This is a genomic window from Pseudomonas sp. B35(2017) (genome assembly GCF_002113645.1).
GTDB lineage: Bacteria > Pseudomonadota > Gammaproteobacteria > Pseudomonadales > Pseudomonadaceae > Aquipseudomonas > Aquipseudomonas ekonensis.
On sequence record NZ_NEIZ01000001.1, the window covers coordinates 231163 to 247324 of the forward strand.

Below are 16162 nucleotides of genomic sequence, written 5' to 3' on the forward strand. Positions count from 1 at the left end.
GATGAAGATCGGTGTGATCGGTGGCGGCCAGTTGGGCCGCATGCTGGCCCTGGCGGGCACCCCGCTGGGCATGAACTTCGCTTTCCTGGATCCTGCGCCGGACGCCTGTGCCGCCGCGCTGGGCGAACACCTGCGGGCCGACTACGGCGATCAGGACCACCTGCGCCAACTGGCCGATGAAGTCGACCTGGTGACCTTCGAGTTCGAAAGCGTCCCGGCCGAGACCGTGGCCTTCCTTTCTCAGTTCGTGCCGGTGTACCCGAGCGCCGAAGCCTTGCGCATCGCCCGCGACCGCTGGTTCGAGAAGAGCATGTTCAAGGAGCTGGGGATTCCGACCCCGGCGTTCGCCGACATCCAGTCGCAGGCCGACCTGGACGCCGCCGTGGCGGCCATCGGCCTGCCGGCCGTGCTCAAGACCCGCACCCTGGGCTACGACGGCAAGGGCCAGAAGGTCCTGCGCAAGCCTGAGGATGTGGTCGGCACGTTCGCCGAGCTGGGCAGCGTGGCTTGCCTGCTGGAAGGCTTCGTGCCGTTCACCGGCGAAGTCTCGCTGATCGCCGTGCGCGCCCGCGACGGGGAAACCCGGTTCTATCCGCTGGTGCACAACACCCACGACAGCGGCATCCTCAAGCTGTCGGTGGCCAGCACCGATCACCCGTTGCAGGCCCTGGCCGAAGACTACTCCAGCCGTGTGCTGACGAAGCTGAACTACGTCGGCGTGATGGCGTTCGAGTTCTTCGAGGTCGACGGCGGCCTGAAGGCCAACGAAATCGCTCCGCGGGTGCACAACTCCGGGCACTGGACCACCGAAGGCGCCGAGTGCAGTCAGTTCGAGAACCACCTGCGGGCGGTGGCCGGCCTGCCGCTGGGTTCGACCGCCAAGGTCGGCGAGAGCGCGATGCTGAACTTCATCGGCAAGGTGCCGGAGACCGAGAAGGTGCTGGCCATCGCCGATTGCCACCTGCACCACTACGGCAAGGCGTTCAAGGCCGGGCGCAAGGTCGGCCACGCCAACCTGCGCTGCGCCGACAAGGCGACCCTGGCGCAGCAGATCCTCAAGGTCGAGGCGCTGATCGCCGAGTGACGAGAGTTTCATCTGGCGGCGGCGGAACCTTCGGGGGCCGCCGTTCTCTGATGGCAGGATGCCAAAGTCTGGCTAGGCTATAGCCAATCAATCAGAGGGAAATGCCATGGGAATTATCGGTACCATCTTCATCGGCCTGATCGTCGGCCTGCTGGCGCGGTTCCTCAAACCGGGCGACGACAGCATGGGCTGGATCATGACCATCCTGCTCGGTATCGGCGGTTCGCTGGCGGCCACCTACGGCGGCCAGGCCCTGGGCATTTACCACGCAGGCCAGGCCGCCGGCTTCTTCGGCGCGCTGGTCGGCGCGATCATCCTGCTGGTGATCTACGGCCTGATCAAAAAGAGCTGATCCAAAGCGACAAGGCCCTTCCCGCAGATATTGGGGGAAGGGCCGCAATGCTCGGCGATCCGCGACTTCCTTTCACGAGCATTCTCAACGAGCCCCTTCATGCGTCGTCTCCTGTTGACTCTCCTTTTGCTGGGCAGCGGTCTGGCCCACGCCGGCGAACTGCCGGAAACCGACTGGCTGGAACTGATGCCCAAGTCGGATCAGAAAGCCCTCGAAGCCATGCCCGAAATCGACCACAACTCCCCGGAGGCCAACGGCACCTTCACCCAGAAGGGCGGGATGAAGCAGGCCAAGGGCCTGCCGGCGGTGATGTACTCGACCAAGACCGTGGCGTCGATGAACGACAAGCGCATCCGCATCGGCGGTTATCCGGTGCCGCTGGAGTCGGACGCCAAGGGCCGCAGCACCCTGTTCTTCCTCGTGCCGTACCCGGGCGCCTGCATCCACGTGCCGCCACCGCCGCCCAATCAACTGGTGCTGGTGCGCTATCCCAAGGGGCTCAAGCTGGATGACATCTACACGCCGCTGTGGGTGACCGGCACGCTGAAGGTCGAGAAGGTCAGCAACGACCTGGCCGACGCGGCGTATGCGCTGGACGCGGACAAGGTGAAGGTGGTGCAGGAATCGGACCTCTGATCAGCCCGCCAAAATCGCTGTAGGAGCCGACCTGCTGGCGATTGCGTCGTGTCAGTCGATTCATCGTCAACTGACAGACCGCTTTCGCCGGCAGGCTGGCTCCCGCAAGCGGGGTGAATCAGAGAGGTTCGCTGCCGATGCTCACGGCCATGGTGTGGCTGGCGCCGGGCGCCAGGTTCACGATGTCGTCCATCACGTTCGCGGTCTCGATGCACAGCATGCGCTGCCAGCCGTCGTCGGCCATGTCGGCGAATGCGGCGGCGCGGTCGATCCACGGGTTCCAGATCACGGCGGTGCGCGAACCGGTGGCGTTCAGCACGATGCGCCGTTCCCAGGCCGGGTCGTTGATGCTCAGCCGCGGCGGAACATTGAGGTAGATGCGGTCGGTTTCCCCGGCGAACTGCAGGTTGCCTTTCTGGGTGACGGTCTTCCAGTCGTCCAGGGTCTCGATGTAGCTGAGGCCGTCCACGCCTTCGACCTGCACGTCGCGCACGTCGCTGACCGCGAAGTACGTGTGCAGCGCCTGGCTCAGGCTGACGGTGTCGGCGCCGCGGTTGCGGCTGGTCAGGCCGATGTGCAGGCGGTCGTCCAGGCGCAGGGTCAGGGTCAGGTCCACCGGGTGTGGCCACTCGGCGAAACCGCCTTCGGGGCAGGGCAGGGTGAATTCGACCTTCAGGCTTTCGCCTTCGGCCTCGATGCCGCCCAGTTCCCAGTCCGTCGCCCGGACAAACCCGTGGGCGGCGGCCGGTTCGGCGCCGGTGCGCATGGCCTGCACGCTCTGCGGGTTGCGCGCAAATACGCCGAACCACGGCCAGCACACCGGCACGCCGGCGCGGATGCTCTTGCCGGCCTTGAACGCGGCCTTGTCGTTGAGCCAGATCAGCGGCGGCTGGCCGTCGACCTGGTAACTGAGGATGTGCGCGCCTTGCTGGGCCACCAGCACTTCGGCACGGCCGTGGCGGATGCGCCAGCAGTTCAGTTCATCCAGTTTTACGGCTTCGACGTTGGGCGTGTTCATGGGACTGCTCTCGATCAGCGATTCGGGACGGTTATTGACCCGCCGGCGGCCGCAAGGTTTAGCGGGCGCGGGGCGGAACCGAACGGGTACGGCCGCTGCCGTCGATGGCGACGAACACGAACACCGCTTCGGTCACTTTACGCCACTCGCTGGACAACGGATCGTCGCTCCACACCTCGACCATCATCTGGATCGAGCTGCGGCCGATCTCCAGGGTCTGGGTATAGAAGGACAGTTGCGCGCCCACGGCCACCGGCACCAGGAACGCCATGCGGTCGATGGCCACGGTGGCCACCCGGCCGCCGGCGACGCGGCTGGCCATCGCCGTGCCGGCCAGGTCCATCTGCGCCACCAGCCAGCCGCCGAAAATATCGCCGAAGCCGTTGGTTTCGCGGGGAAGCGCGGTGATTTGCAGGGCCAGGTCGCCTTGCGGGATCGGATCTTCTTGTTCGAGCTCTATCATGCCGAGGGTGCCTCTGACCCGTGACTCTTCGTTGGTGATGCGGGTGACGGCCGTCTTCAGGAAAAACGATTCAGCACCGAACATACTACGTTCGTCACGTTTTCCATAAGGCGCCTTTAGGGAAACTCTGCGAAACCGGCTGGCCCGGCACGGTCATGCGGCCAACGGCGTTTTCGCACAGCAACCCCCTACAAGCCGGGGCGAGGTTGCGAGTATATCGGTCGGTAGACTCCGCGACGACCGTCAGGTTCTCATTTCGCCCGCCAAATGCGCCCCTATGTGCTTTTTCGAACAATTTGCTATGGTGCCGAACCTGCCCGAGCCGCAGCCAGCGTTGCTGCGGCGGCAGATCCGACTATAAGAGAAGACCTTGCCATGACCACAGCGCCCTCGAGCCTCGCGCAGTCCGACCAGCCCGCACGACCCCTGACCCGCAACGACTACAAGACGCTGTCGCTGTCCGCCCTGGGCGGTGCGCTGGAGTTCTACGACTTCATCATCTTCGTCTTCTTCGCCACCGTGGTCGGCAAGCTGTTCTTCCCGGCGGACATGCCCGAGTGGCTGCGCCTGATGCAGACCTTCGGCATCTTCGCCGCCGGCTACCTGGCGCGGCCGCTGGGCGGGATCGTCATGGCGCACTTCGGCGACCTGCTGGGGCGCAAGAAGATGTTCACCCTGAGCATCTTCATGATGGCCGTGCCGACCCTGATCATGGGCCTGCTGCCGACCTACGCGCAGATCGGCCTGTGGGCGCCGATCCTCCTGCTGCTGATGCGGGTGATCCAGGGCGCAGCCATCGGCGGCGAGGTGCCGGGGGCATGGGTCTTCGTTTCCGAACACGTGCCCGACCGGCACATCGGCTACGCCTGCGGCACGCTGACCAGCGGCCTGACCGCCGGCATCTTGCTGGGCTCGCTGGTCGCCACGGCGATCAACAGCCTCTATACGCCGGAGCAAGTGGCGGATTACGCCTGGCGGATCCCGTTCCTGCTCGGCGGCGTGTTCGGCCTGTTCTCGGTCTACCTGCGCCGCTGGCTGCACGAGACGCCGGTGTTCGCCGAACTGCAGCTGCGCAAGGCCCTGGCCGAGGAAGTGCCGCTGCGGGCGGTGCTGCGCGACCACCGCGGGGCGATCCTGGTGTCGATGCTGCTGACCTGGCTGCTGTCCGCCGCCATCGTCGTGCTGATCCTGATGACCCCGACCGTGCTGCAGACCGTCTACCACTTCACGCCGACCGTTTCGCTGCAGGCCAACAGCCTGGCGATCGTGTTCCTGAGCGTGGGCTGCATCCTGGCCGGCGCGCTGGCCGACCGCTTCGGTGCCGGGCGCGTGTTCGTGTTCGGTTGCCTGGGCCTCCTGGCCAGTTCGTGGACCTTCTACCACAGCCTGGCGGACCATCCGGACTGGCTGTTCCCGTTCTATGCGCTGACCGGCCTTCTGGTCGGCACCATCGGCGCGGTGCCTTATGTGATGGTCAAGGCGTTTCCGCCGGTGGTGCGGTTCAGTGGCCTGTCCTTCTCCTATAACGTCGCCTACGCAATCTTCGGCGGCCTGACGCCGATGGTGGTCAGCCTGCTGCTCAAGGAGAGCGCAATGGGCCCGGCCTATTACGTGGCGGTGCTGTGCGGCATGGGGATCGTGGTGGGGGCGTGGCTCTGGAGCAAGGGCCGCTGATGTTTTGTCCGCTCCCCATCGAAAGGCGTTTCGGTGTGGGAGCCGGCCTGAAGCATTAAGTAAGACCTGGATGCTGGCCTTTCATCCAATTGTCATATTTCGGCCATAGAGTGTTCATACGGCCTGCCGATACTTGGCCCCGACTTAACACACCCTATCTGCTAGGAGTAAGGCATGAAACTGAAGCGTTTGATGGCGGCCATGACCTTTGTCGCCGCTGGCGTTGCGACCGCCAACGCGGTTGCCGCTGTTGACCCTGCTATCCCGAGCTACACCAAGACCACCGGTGTGTCGGGCAACCTGTCCAGCGTCGGTTCCGATACCCTGGCCAACCTCATGACCCTCTGGGCCGAGAACTACAAGAAAGAATACCCGAACGTAAACATCCAGATTCAGGCCGCCGGTTCCGCCACCGCGCCGCCCGCGCTGACCGAAGGCACCTCCAACCTGGGCCCGATGAGCCGCAAGATGAAGGACACCGAACTGGCTGCCTTCGAGCAGAAGTACGGCTACAAGCCGACCGCCATCCCGGTCGCCGTGGATGCCCTGGCCGTGTTCGTGCACAAGGACAACCCGATCCAGCACCTGACCATGGAACAGGTCGATGCGATCTTCTCGTCCACCCGCCTGTGCGGCGCCAAGACCGACGTGAAGACCTGGGGCGACCTGGGCGTGACCGGCGACCTGGCCAACAAGCCGGTGCAGCTGTTCGGCCGCAACTCGGTGTCCGGCACCTACGGCTACTTCAAGGAAGAGGCCCTGTGCAAAGGCGACTACAAGCCTAACGTCAACGAACAGCCTGGTTCGGCTTCGGTCGTGCAGTCGATCAGCTCCTCGCTGAACGGCATCGGCTACTCGGGCATCGGCTACAAGACCGCCAGCGTGAAGACCGTCGCCCTGTCGAAGAAAGGCAGCACCGACTACATCGAAGACAGCGAAGAAAACGCCCTGAACGGCAAGTACCCGCTGTCCCGCTTCCTGTACGTCTACGTCAACAAGGCCCCGAACAAGCCTCTGGCCCCGCTGGAAGCCGAGTTCGTGAAGCTGGTCCTGTCCAAGCAGGGTCAGGAAGTCGTGGTGAAGGACGGCTACATCCCGCTGCCGGCCAAAGTCGCCGCCAAAGCGCTGGCTGACCTGGGCCTGCAGGAAGGCGGCGCCGAAGTCGCAAAAAAGTAACAAACTGAGTCAGGGGGTGAACCCCGCCTGACTCCCGTGTGGGGCCCGGCCCGCAAGCGGCCCGGCCCCACACTCCCCGAATTCTTCTATCCACCGCCAGTGCCCTGCTGGCGGCGGATTTGGTGCGTCACTGCATTGTCATCTTTCTGTCATACAGGATCGCTAGGGTGTGCGCATGAATGATCTGGCCAATTCCAAAATGACTACGAACCCTCCCAAGCGCATTGACTTCAATACGCCTGAGTTGCAACGCAAGCGCCGCATTCGTGCGCTCAAGGATCGCTTCACCCGTTGGTACGTCCTCGTCGGCGGCCTGGCGGTGCTGGCGGCGATCACCCTGATCTTCTTCTTCCTCGCCTATGTGGTCGCGCCCCTGTTCCAGGGCGCCAGCCTGACCGCGAAAGACACCTTGGCCCCGGCCTGGATGCAGGACGCCGGCAAGCCGCTGATGATCTCGCTGGAAGAGCAGAACCAGGTGGCCATGCGCGTTTCCGACAAGGGCCAGGCCCTGTTCTTCGACATCGACAGCGGCGCCGAACTCAAGCGCGTCGATCTGCCGTTGCCCGCCGGCACTTCCGTGACCTCCATCGGCGAAGACCAGCCGGGCCATCCGCTGGTGGCCGTGGGCCTGTCCAACGGCCAGGCGCTGGTGTTCCGTCACACCTATAAGGTCAGCTACCCGGAAGGCAAGAAAACCATCACCCCGGCGATCGAGTACCCGTACGGCGAAGCGCCGATCGCACTGAACGAGAGCGGCGGCGCGCTGGAGCACGTCAGCCTCAACGCCAACGATTCGACCCTGCTGCTGGCCGGTTCCACCGGTGCGCAGCTGCACGTGCTCGCGCTGACCAGCGAAGAAAACATGATGACCGGCGAAGTCACCAACGAGCAGAAGCGCATCGATCTGCCGCAGATGACTGAGCCTGTGAAGAACATCTTCGTCGACCCGCGCCAGCAGTGGCTGTACGTGGTCAACGGCCGGGCTCAGGCCGACGTGTTCAGCCTGCGCGACAAGAGCCTCAACGGCCGCTACAAACTGCTGGAGGACGGCGAAGCGCAGGTCACCGCCGCCACCCAGCTGGTGGGCGGCATCTCGCTGATCGTCGGTGACTCCAAGGGCGGCCTGGCCCAGTGGTTCATGGCCCGCGACACCGACGGCGAGCAGCGCCTGAAGCAGATCCGCACCTTCCAGATGGGCAAGGCGCCGATCGTGGAAATCGGTGCCGAAGAGCGCCGCAAGGGCTTCGCCGCCCTCGACGCCAGCGGCAAGCTCGGCGTGTTCCACAGCACCGCGCACCGCACCCTGCTGGTCGATCAGGTGGTCGAGGGCCAAGGCCTGTTCGGCCTGTCGCCGCGGGCCAACCGCGTGATCGTCGAGGCCGGCGGCAAGCTGCAGCCGCTGCTGCTCGACAACCCGCACCCGGAAGTGTCGTGGAGCGCGCTGTGGAGCAAGGTCTGGTACGAGAACTACGACGAGCCCAAGTACGTCTGGCAGTCGACCGCCGCCAACACCGACTTCGAACCGAAGCTGAGCCTGTCGCCGCTGACCTTCGGCACCCTGAAGGCCGCCTTCTACGCCATGCTGCTGGCCGCGCCGCTGGCCATCGCCGCCGCGATCTACACCGCCTACTTCATGGCCCCGGGCATGCGCCGCAAGGTCAAGCCGGTGATCGAACTGATGGAAGCGATGCCGACGGTGATCCTCGGCTTCTTCGCCGGCCTGTTCCTGGCGCCGTATGTGGAAGGGCACCTGCCGGGCATCTTCAGCCTGCTGATGCTGCTGCCGATCGGCATCCTGATCGCCGGCTTCACCTTCAGCCGCCTGCCCGAATCGGTCCGCCTGAAGATCCCGGACGGCTGGGAAAGCGCGCTGCTGATCCCGGTGATCCTGTTCGTGGGCTGGCTGTCGTTGTACATGAGCCCGTACATGGAGAACTGGTTCTTCGGCGGCGACATGCGCCTGTGGATCTCCCACGACCTGGGCATCACCTACGACCAGCGCAACGCCCTGGTGGTCGGCCTGGCCATGGGCTTCGCGGTGATCCCGAACATCTACTCCATCGCCGAAGACGCCGTGTTCAGCGTGCCGCGCGGCCTGACCCTGGGCTCGCTGGCCCTGGGCGCCACGCCGTGGCAGACCATGACCCGCGTGGTGATCCTCACCGCCAGCCCGGGCATCTTCTCGGCGCTGATGATCGGCATGGGCCGTGCGGTGGGCGAGACCATGATCGTGCTGATGGCCACCGGCAACACCCCGGTCATGGAAATGAACCTGTTCGAAGGCCTGCGCACCCTGGCGGCCAACGTCGCGGTGGAAATGCCCGAGTCGGAAGTCGGCGGCAGCCACTACCGCGTGCTGTTCCTCTCGGCGCTGGTGCTGCTGCTGTTCACCTTCGTCATGAACACCCTCGCGGAACTGATTCGTCAGCGTCTGCGCAAGAAATACTCGTCGCTTTAAGAAAGGTAGAAGTCTGTGAAACAGAACTCCCTGAAAGGATGGTTCAAGAGCGGCGCCCCGGGCGTCTGGATCAGCGGTGGCGCGGTGTCCATCGCGGTCATCATGACCATTGGCCTGCTGGCGGTGATCGCCGTGCGCGGCCTGGGTCACTTCTGGCCGGCGGACCTGCTCCACGCCAGCTACGACGTGCCGGGCCAGGGCAAGCACCTGGTCATCGGCGAAGTGGTGCAGAAGGAAGAAGTACCCCGCGCCCGCCTCAAGAGCGCCGGCCTGCCGGTGCCGGACGAAGGCCCGGAGTTCATGACCCGTGAGCTGATCAAGGTCGGCAACCGTGACCTGAACGGCAACGACTTCACCTGGACCGTCGGCGAGTGGCTGAACGACCAGACCACGCCGGTCGAGCTGATGGCCGTCGAGCGCCGCGAGTGGGGCAACTTCTACGGCTACCTGGTCAACGTCAAGCAGGACGGCAAGGTCATCGCCGAAGGCGAAGCCGCCTGGCCCGAACTGCAGGCGCGGATCGACCGGGTGAACAAGCTCGCCGCCCAGCTCAAGACCCTGGAGAAGGTCGACATCGGCGCGATCAACGCCGGCCTCGAACGCATCCGCCTGCACGGCCGCAAGCTGGAGCTCGAAGGCAAGCTCGACCCGGCCGCGCAAGCGGACATGGACGCCGAGCGCGCCGAGCTGAACGCCCGTTACCAGGAGGTCGAGGCGCGGCTGTCCGACCTGCACGCGCAGTTCAACCGCGACGCCCTGACCGCCCGCGACGCCAACGGCAAGGAAGTCGAGATCGGCCTGGGCAAGGTGGTTCATGCCTACCAGCCGAACGCCATGGGCACCTTCACCAAGGTCGGCTTCTACTTCAGCAAGGTCTGGGAATTCCTGTCGGACGACCCCCGTGAAGCGAACACCGAAGGCGGGATTTTCCCAGCCATCTTCGGCACCGTGATGATGACCCTGATCATGGCGATGATCGTGACCCCGTTCGGTGTGCTGGCGGCGGTGTACCTGCGCGAATACGCCAAGCAGAACACCCTGACCCGGGTCATCCGCATCGCGGTGAACAACCTGGCGGGCGTTCCGGCGATCGTCTACGGCGTGTTCGGCCTGGGCTTCTTCGTCTACGTGCTGGGCGGCTCCCTCGACCGGTTGTTCTTCCCCGAGGCGCTGCCGGCGCCGACCTTCGGCACGCCGGGCCTGCTCTGGGCGTCCCTGACCCTGGCGCTGCTGGCGGTGCCGGTGGTGATCGTGGCCACCGAAGAAGGCCTGGCGCGGATCCCGCGCACCGTGCGCGAGGGCTCGCTGGCCCTGGGCGCGACCAAGGCCGAGACCCTGTGGAAGATTGTCCTGCCGATGGCCAGCCCGGCGATGATGACCGGCATGATCCTCGCTGTGGCCCGGGCCGCCGGCGAAGTGGCGCCGCTGATGCTGGTGGGCGTGGTGAAACTGGCGCCGTCGCTGCCGGTGGACGGCAACTACCCGTACCTGCACCTGGATCAGAAAATCATGCACCTGGGCTTCCACATCTACGACGTCGGCTTCCAGAGCCCGAACGTCGAGGCCGCGCGGCCGCTGGTGTACGCCACGGCGCTGCTGCTGGTGCTGGTGATCGCGGTGCTCAACCTGTCGGCGGTGTGGATCCGTAACCACCTGCGCGAAAAATACAAAGCACTGGACAGCTAAGGCCGGCACAAATCCTGTGGGAGCTGGCTCGCCAGCGATGGCATCGCGGCGGTGCCAGCGTCAGACCGAGTCGTCTGCATCGCTGGCAAGCCAGCTCCCACAAGGATCGGCGCCCGCCACAGATTTTGCGAAACCCATTGGCCAGGCCAGTGGCATACAGAACCGAATTTGTTAGCACAGGGGACCTCCCATGCAGCACGAAACACATACCCACGGCATCAACATGTCCGCCCTGGGCCGCGACAAGCAGAGCCTGAACCTGGAACAGGAAACCGTAGCCATCGAAGTGCCGGGCCTGAGCCTGTTCTACGGCGAGAAACAAGCGCTGTACGACGTCAGCATGAACATCCCGAAACAGCGCGTGACCGCCTTCATCGGCCCGTCCGGCTGCGGCAAGTCCACGCTGCTGCGCACTTTCAACCGCATGAACGACCTGGTGGACGGCTGCCGCGTCGAAGGCGCGATCAACCTGTACGGCAACAACATCTACCGCAAGGGCGAAGACGTGGCCGAGCTGCGCCGCCGGGTCGGCATGGTGTTCCAGAAGCCCAACCCGTTCCCCAAGACCATCTACGAGAACGTGGTCTACGGCCTGCGCATCCAGGGCATCAACAAGAAGCGTGTGCTCGACGAAGCCGTCGAGTGGGCGTTGAAGGGTGCGGCCCTGTGGGACGAAGTGAAGGACCGTCTGCATGACTCGGCGCTCGGCCTGTCCGGCGGCCAGCAGCAGCGTCTGGTGATCGCCCGCACCATCGCCGTGGAGCCTGAAGTGCTGCTGCTCGACGAACCGTGCTCGGCCCTCGACCCGATCTCGACCCTGAAGGTCGAAGAGCTGATCTATGAACTGAAGTCCAAGTTCACCATCGTCATCGTGACCCACAACATGCAGCAGGCCGCGCGGGTGTCCGACTACACGGCGTTCATGTACATGGGCAAACTGGTGGAGTTCGGCGACACCGACACCCTGTTCACCAATCCGGCGAAGAAGCAGACCGAAGACTACATCACCGGCCGGTACGGCTAGTTCGCAGCTGCGAGCCGCACGTTTCAAGCGGCAAGTAAGGGCGGACCGAGTAAAAAACGAAACAGCTTGCGGCTTGTAGCTTGCGGCTCACAGCTTTTGCGGAGCAAAACCATGATTTCGAAGGAAGGTTTAACCCATCACATTTCCGCGCAGTTCAACGCCGAACTGGAAGAAGTGCGCAGCCACCTGCTGGCCATGGGCGGGCTGGTCGAGAAGCAGGTCAACGACGCGGTCACCGCGCTGATCGAGGCCGACTCGGGCCTGGCCCAGCAGGTGCGCGAGATCGACGACCAGATCAACCAGATGGAACGCAACATCGACGAGGAATGCCTGCGCATCCTGGCCCGCCGCCAGCCGGCGGCGTCCGACCTGCGCTTGATCATCAGCATCTCCAAGTCGGTGATCGACCTTGAGCGCATCGGCGACGAAGCGACCAAGATCGCCCGCCGCGCGATCCAGCTGTGCGAAGAGGGCGAGGCGCCGCGCGGTTACGTCGAAGTGCGCCACATCGGCGATCAGGTGCGCAACATGGTGCGCGACGCGCTGGACGCGTTCGCCCGCTTCGACGCCGACCTGGCGCTGTCCGTGGCGCAGTACGACAAGATCATCGACCGCGAGTACAAGACCGCCCTGCGCGAGCTGGCGACCTACATGATGGAAGACCCGCGCTCTATCTCGCGGGTTCTGAGCATCATCTGGGTGCTGCGTTCGCTGGAGCGGATCGGCGACCACGCGCGCAACATCTCGGAGCTGGTGATCTACCTGGTGCGCGGCACCGATGTGCGCCACATGGGCCTCAAGCGCATGAAGGAAGAAGTTGAAGGCACAAGCGGCGAAACCGCTAATGTTCCGGACGAAGCTGACGATAAGTAAGATTGCCCAAGAAGCACGCCCGGTCCTTTGGCCGGGCGTTTTCGTTTGGGGCGCGAATCGAAAAAGCAGCACCCGCGAACGAAAAGTCCCGGCGTGACTGAAAGGTTTTGGCAAAGTGCCATCATTCAAGCGTTATGCTTGCCGGGATTTTTTTTAGGGGTGTTGGATGAGCAAGATCAGTGTGTTGGTCGTGGACGATGCATCGTTCATTCGTGACCTGGTGAAAAAGTGCCTGCGCAATTACTTCCCGGGGATTCGCACCGAGGACGCCATCAACGGGCGCAAGGCCCAGGCCATGCTGGCCAAGGAAGCTTTCGACCTGGTGCTGTGCGACTGGGAAATGCCGGAGATGTCGGGCCTTGAGCTGCTGAGTTGGTGCCGTGAGCAGGACAACCTCAAGACCATGCCGTTCATCATGGTCACCAGCCGCGGCGACAAAGAGAACGTGGTGCAGGCGATCCAGGCCGGCGTCACCGGCTACGTCAGCAAGCCGTTCACCAACGAGCAGCTGCTGACCAAGGTCAAGCAGGCGCTGAACAAGGTCGGCAAGCTCGACACCCTGATGAACAGCGCGCCGACCAAGATGAACTCGGCGTTCGGCAACGACTCCCTGAGCGCTTTGACCGGCGGCAAGCCGGCCGTGGTCGGCGGCGCCCCGGCCGCGGCGCCTGCGGTCAACCCGTTCGCCAAGCCTGCCGCTGCGCCGGCACCGGCCGCCGCTGCGCCGTCCCGTGGCCTGCTCAACAACGCTCCTGCGCCCAAGGCACCGGCCGCTGCGCCGGCACCGGCCAGCGGCCGCGGCCAGGGCCAACTGCGCCTGCCGAGCGGCACCCAGCAGTGCGTGATCAAGGCCCTGAGCATCAAGGAAGCGCTGTTGGTGGTCAAACGCACCGACAACCTGCCGCAGATCCTCGACAGCGCCGTGCTCGACCTGGAGCAGGGCGAGAACGCCGAAACCGCGCGCCTCAACGGTTACCTGCACGCCGTCGTCGCCCACGAGCCGAAGCCTGACAGCGACTGGCTGCAACTGACCTTCCGCTTCGTCGACCAGGACGCGCAGAAGCTCGACTACCTCTCCCGCCTGATCGCCCGCGGCACGGCGCAGAAGCACTTCGTGCCGGGCGCCTGACCGCCAGGCAGTGGCTGGCGCCATCGCCAGCAGGCTAGCTCCCACAGGGGAGCTGCACCACAGAACCCCTGTGGGAGCCAGCCTGCTCGCGATGGCGTCAACGAAAGCGCCGCCCGTCTCCCCCCTGTGCCACATTTGAAACATCTGTCGGCTAGCCTGGTCTGTCTCAGCTGCTAGGCTCACTTCCAGGCCTTCCTCGACAGAACGTTCGCCCATGCCCCTGCGCCTGCTGTTTTTCTGTGGTCTGTTCATGGCCTCCACCTCGACCGTGGCCATGACGATCTACAAGTCCACCGATGCCAACGGAGTGGTTTCGTACAGCGACCGTCCGAGCAAAGGCTCCCAGGTGTTCGTCTTCCAGGACCGGATGGTCGAGCGCCTGGAGCGCCAGGTGTACCTGGACATCAAGAAGCAGAAGGGCGTGGACGTGGTGTTCGTGCGCAACGACCTGTATGCGCCGGTGGAAGTGGCACTGGCGTTCACCGGGATGAGCAACGTGCGTGGCGCCCCGGCGCAAACGATCCGCCGGGTGCTGCCGGCGCGCAGCAATACCCGGTTGGCGTTGCTGACGGCGGTGTCCGGCGGCAAGCCGCTGGTGTACACGCCGATGTTCCACTATTCCCTGGGCGACCCCGCTGGCGCAGCGCAGAGCTATCGGTATCCGTTTCCCTGGCGCGGCGGGCCGTTCCGCTTAAGCCAAGGTGCCAATGGCGACTACAGCCACTTCGGGCCGAAGAACAGATACGCCATGGACATCGCCATGCCGGTGGGGACGCCGATCATCGCGGCGCGGGCGGGTGTGGTGGTGAAGACCGAGAATTCCCAGAACGGGCGCGGCACCGACCCGTCCGGCAACTTTGTGCGGATCCTGCACGATGACGGCACCATGGGCGTGTACCTGCACCTCAAGCAAAATTCCGTGAGCGTGAAGGAAGGGCAGCGCGTGACGGTGGGCAGCCCTCTGGGACTCTCGGGCAATACCGGCAACAGCAGCGGCCCGCACCTGCACTTCGTGGTGCAGCGCAATACGGGCGAGGGGTTGGTGTCGATTCCCTATCAATTCAAGCAGCCGCTGGGGGCGCTGCCCAACTTTGCGCTGGGCAAGCAGTGAAAGCAGCACTCCTGCACTGAACCTGCAGGAGTGGGATCGGCTCGCCCCCCGGCCAGCCCGTCAATCGAGCATCAGCACCTTGGCCAGGATGATCTTCGGCCCCTTCATCTTCTTGATGATGATCCGCAGGCCTTCCACCTCCAGCACCTCTTCCTCTTCCGGCACCCGCTTGAGGGTTTCGTAGATCAGGCCGGCCAGGGTTTCCGCCTCGATGTGGTCAAGGTCGATGCCCAGCAGGCGCTCGACCTTGAACAGCGGCGTGTCGCCGCGCACCAGCAGCTTGCCCGGCTGGTAGGCGAGGATGCCGCGCTCGGCCTTGCGGTGTTCGTCCTGGATGTCGCCCACCAGCACTTCCAGCACGTCTTCCATGGTCAGGTAGCCGATGATGTTGCCGTCGGCCTCCTCGACCACGGCGAAGTGCGAGCCGCCCTTGCGGAACTGCTCCAGCAGCTGGGACAGCGGCATGTGCCGCGACACCCGCTCCAGCGGACGGGTCAGCTCGGCGAGGTTGAACGACTCCGGAATGTGGTCCAGGGCCGCCAGCTCCAGCAGCAGGTCCTTGATGTGCAGCAGGCCGACGAACTCCTGGCGCTCGCTGTCGTACACCGGGTAGCGGCTGAACTTGTGGCGGCGGAACAGCGCGAGGATTTCCTTGAGCGGGGCGTTGAACTCCAGGGTGATCAGGTCTTCGCGGGAGTTGGCCCAGTCGACCACTTCCAGCTCGCCCATCTCCACCGCCGACGCCAGCACGCGCATGCCCTGGTCGCTCGGATCCTGGCCACGGCTGGAGTGCAGGATCAGCTTCAGTTCTTCGCGGCTGTAGTGATGCTCATGGTGCGGGCCGGGCTCGCCCTGGCCGGCGATGCGCAGGATGGCGTTGGCGCTGGCGTTGAGCAGGTAGATCGCCGGGTACATGGCCCAGTAGAACAGGTACAGCGGCACCGCCGTCCACAGCGACAGCAGCTCGGGCTTGCGGATCGCCCAGGACTTGGGCGCCAGTTCGCCGACCACGATGTGCAGGTAGGAAATGATGAAGAACGCGGTGAAGAACGAGATCGCCTTGACGACCTCGGCCGACTGCACGCCGACGGCGCTGAGCACCGGCTCCAGCAGGTGCGCGAACGCCGGCTCGCCGACCCAGCCCAGGCCCAGGGAGGCGAGGGTGATGCCCAGCTGGCAGGCCGAGAGGTAGGCGTCGAGCTGACTGTGCACGGTGCGCAGGATGTGGCCGCGCCAGCCGTGCTGCTCGGCGATGGCCTCGACCCGGGTCGAGCGCAGCTTGACCATGGCGAACTCCGCCGCAACGAAGAAGCCGTTGAGCAGGACCAGGATCAGAGCGAAGAGAATCATGCCGAAGTCGGCGAAAATGGTTGCGAGGGACAAGCCAGGGGAAGGGTCCATGATGGAGTTTTGCGGGTTCCGTGTGATTCGAAAAATGAGAAGGAGCGCACCTGAAAGGGCAGGCGCAAGTCAGCCAA

Annotated in this window: 14 protein-coding genes; 11 read left to right on the plus strand and 3 right to left on the minus strand. The window is 64.6% G+C overall.

Features of this window, described 5'->3' with window-relative positions; all coding sequences use genetic code 11:
* Position 1: 1 nt before the first annotated feature.
* The 3 genes from CAG41_RS01060 to CAG41_RS01070 all read left to right on the plus strand — a co-directional run bounded on the left by CAG41_RS01060 (position 2) and on the right by CAG41_RS01070 (position 2072).
* Positions 2–1084 carry a 5-(carboxyamino)imidazole ribonucleotide synthase gene (locus CAG41_RS01060; RefSeq protein WP_085579111.1) on the plus strand — a complete coding sequence of 361 codons (1083 nt, stop codon included), beginning with the start codon at positions 2–4 and terminating at the stop codon, positions 1082–1084.
* A gap of 106 nt (positions 1085–1190) precedes the next feature.
* Complete coding sequence (locus tag CAG41_RS01065; protein ID WP_085579109.1) at positions 1191–1436, plus strand: GlsB/YeaQ/YmgE family stress response membrane protein; 246 nt, start codon at positions 1191–1193, stop codon at positions 1434–1436.
* A 99-nt stretch (positions 1437–1535) separates the two neighbouring features.
* Complete coding sequence (locus tag CAG41_RS01070) at positions 1536–2072, plus strand: DUF3299 domain-containing protein (RefSeq protein WP_085630281.1); 537 nt, start codon at positions 1536–1538, stop codon at positions 2070–2072.
* 118 nt (positions 2073–2190) lie between these two features.
* Here the strand turns inward: CAG41_RS01070 and CAG41_RS01075 are convergent, their stop codons facing one another.
* Together CAG41_RS01075 and CAG41_RS01080 are read right to left on the minus strand one after the other, a co-directional pair.
* A complete protein-coding gene (locus CAG41_RS01075) occupies positions 2191–3090 on the minus strand; it encodes a D-hexose-6-phosphate mutarotase (RefSeq protein ID WP_085630279.1) in 900 nt (299 codons plus the stop codon).
* Between the two features lie 58 nt (positions 3091–3148).
* Positions 3149–3553, minus strand: coding sequence for an acyl-CoA thioesterase (locus CAG41_RS01080; protein ID WP_003229628.1), 405 nt, complete (start codon positions 3551–3553; stop codon positions 3149–3151).
* A gap of 375 nt (positions 3554–3928) precedes the next feature.
* Between CAG41_RS01080 and CAG41_RS01085 the strand changes: the two genes are divergently transcribed.
* The 8 genes from CAG41_RS01085 (at position 3929) to CAG41_RS01120 (ending at position 14684) form a co-directional block, all read left to right on the plus strand.
* Positions 3929–5227 carry an MFS transporter gene (locus tag CAG41_RS01085; protein ID WP_085579103.1) on the plus strand — a complete coding sequence of 433 codons (1299 nt, stop codon included), beginning with the start codon at positions 3929–3931 and terminating at the stop codon, positions 5225–5227.
* 174 nt (positions 5228–5401) lie between these two features.
* Positions 5402–6403, plus strand: a complete 1002-nt coding sequence (locus CAG41_RS01090) for a phosphate ABC transporter substrate-binding protein PstS (RefSeq protein ID WP_085579101.1) — start codon at positions 5402–5404, stop codon at positions 6401–6403.
* A gap of 424 nt (positions 6404–6827) precedes the next feature.
* Positions 6828–8861 (plus strand): ABC transporter permease subunit, encoded by a 2034-nt coding sequence (locus CAG41_RS01095; RefSeq protein WP_170929993.1) that lies wholly within the window; start codon positions 6828–6830, stop codon positions 8859–8861.
* A 15-nt stretch (positions 8862–8876) separates the two neighbouring features.
* Positions 8877–10547: a phosphate ABC transporter permease PstA gene (gene pstA, locus CAG41_RS01100; protein ID WP_085630273.1), complete on the plus strand. Its 1671-nt coding sequence runs from the start codon at positions 8877–8879 to the stop codon at positions 10545–10547.
* 190 nt (positions 10548–10737) lie between these two features.
* Positions 10738–11571 carry a phosphate ABC transporter ATP-binding protein PstB gene (pstB, locus tag CAG41_RS01105; RefSeq protein WP_085579095.1) on the plus strand — a complete coding sequence of 278 codons (834 nt, stop codon included), beginning with the start codon at positions 10738–10740 and terminating at the stop codon, positions 11569–11571.
* Between the two features lie 111 nt (positions 11572–11682).
* A complete protein-coding gene (gene phoU / locus CAG41_RS01110; RefSeq protein ID WP_085579093.1) occupies positions 11683–12444 on the plus strand; it encodes a phosphate signaling complex protein PhoU in 762 nt (253 codons plus the stop codon).
* A gap of 166 nt (positions 12445–12610) precedes the next feature.
* Positions 12611–13573 (plus strand): response regulator, encoded by a 963-nt coding sequence (locus CAG41_RS01115; RefSeq protein ID WP_085579091.1) that lies wholly within the window; start codon positions 12611–12613, stop codon positions 13571–13573.
* 214 nt (positions 13574–13787) lie between these two features.
* Complete coding sequence (locus CAG41_RS01120; protein ID WP_085579089.1) at positions 13788–14684, plus strand: M23 family metallopeptidase; 897 nt, start codon at positions 13788–13790, stop codon at positions 14682–14684.
* 60 nt (positions 14685–14744) lie between these two features.
* On the opposite strand, the gene CAG41_RS01125 is transcribed toward CAG41_RS01120, so the two are convergent.
* Positions 14745–16085 (minus strand): hemolysin family protein, encoded by a 1341-nt coding sequence (locus tag CAG41_RS01125; RefSeq protein ID WP_085579087.1) that lies wholly within the window; start codon positions 16083–16085, stop codon positions 14745–14747.
* Between the last annotated feature and the right edge of the window lie 77 nt (positions 16086–16162).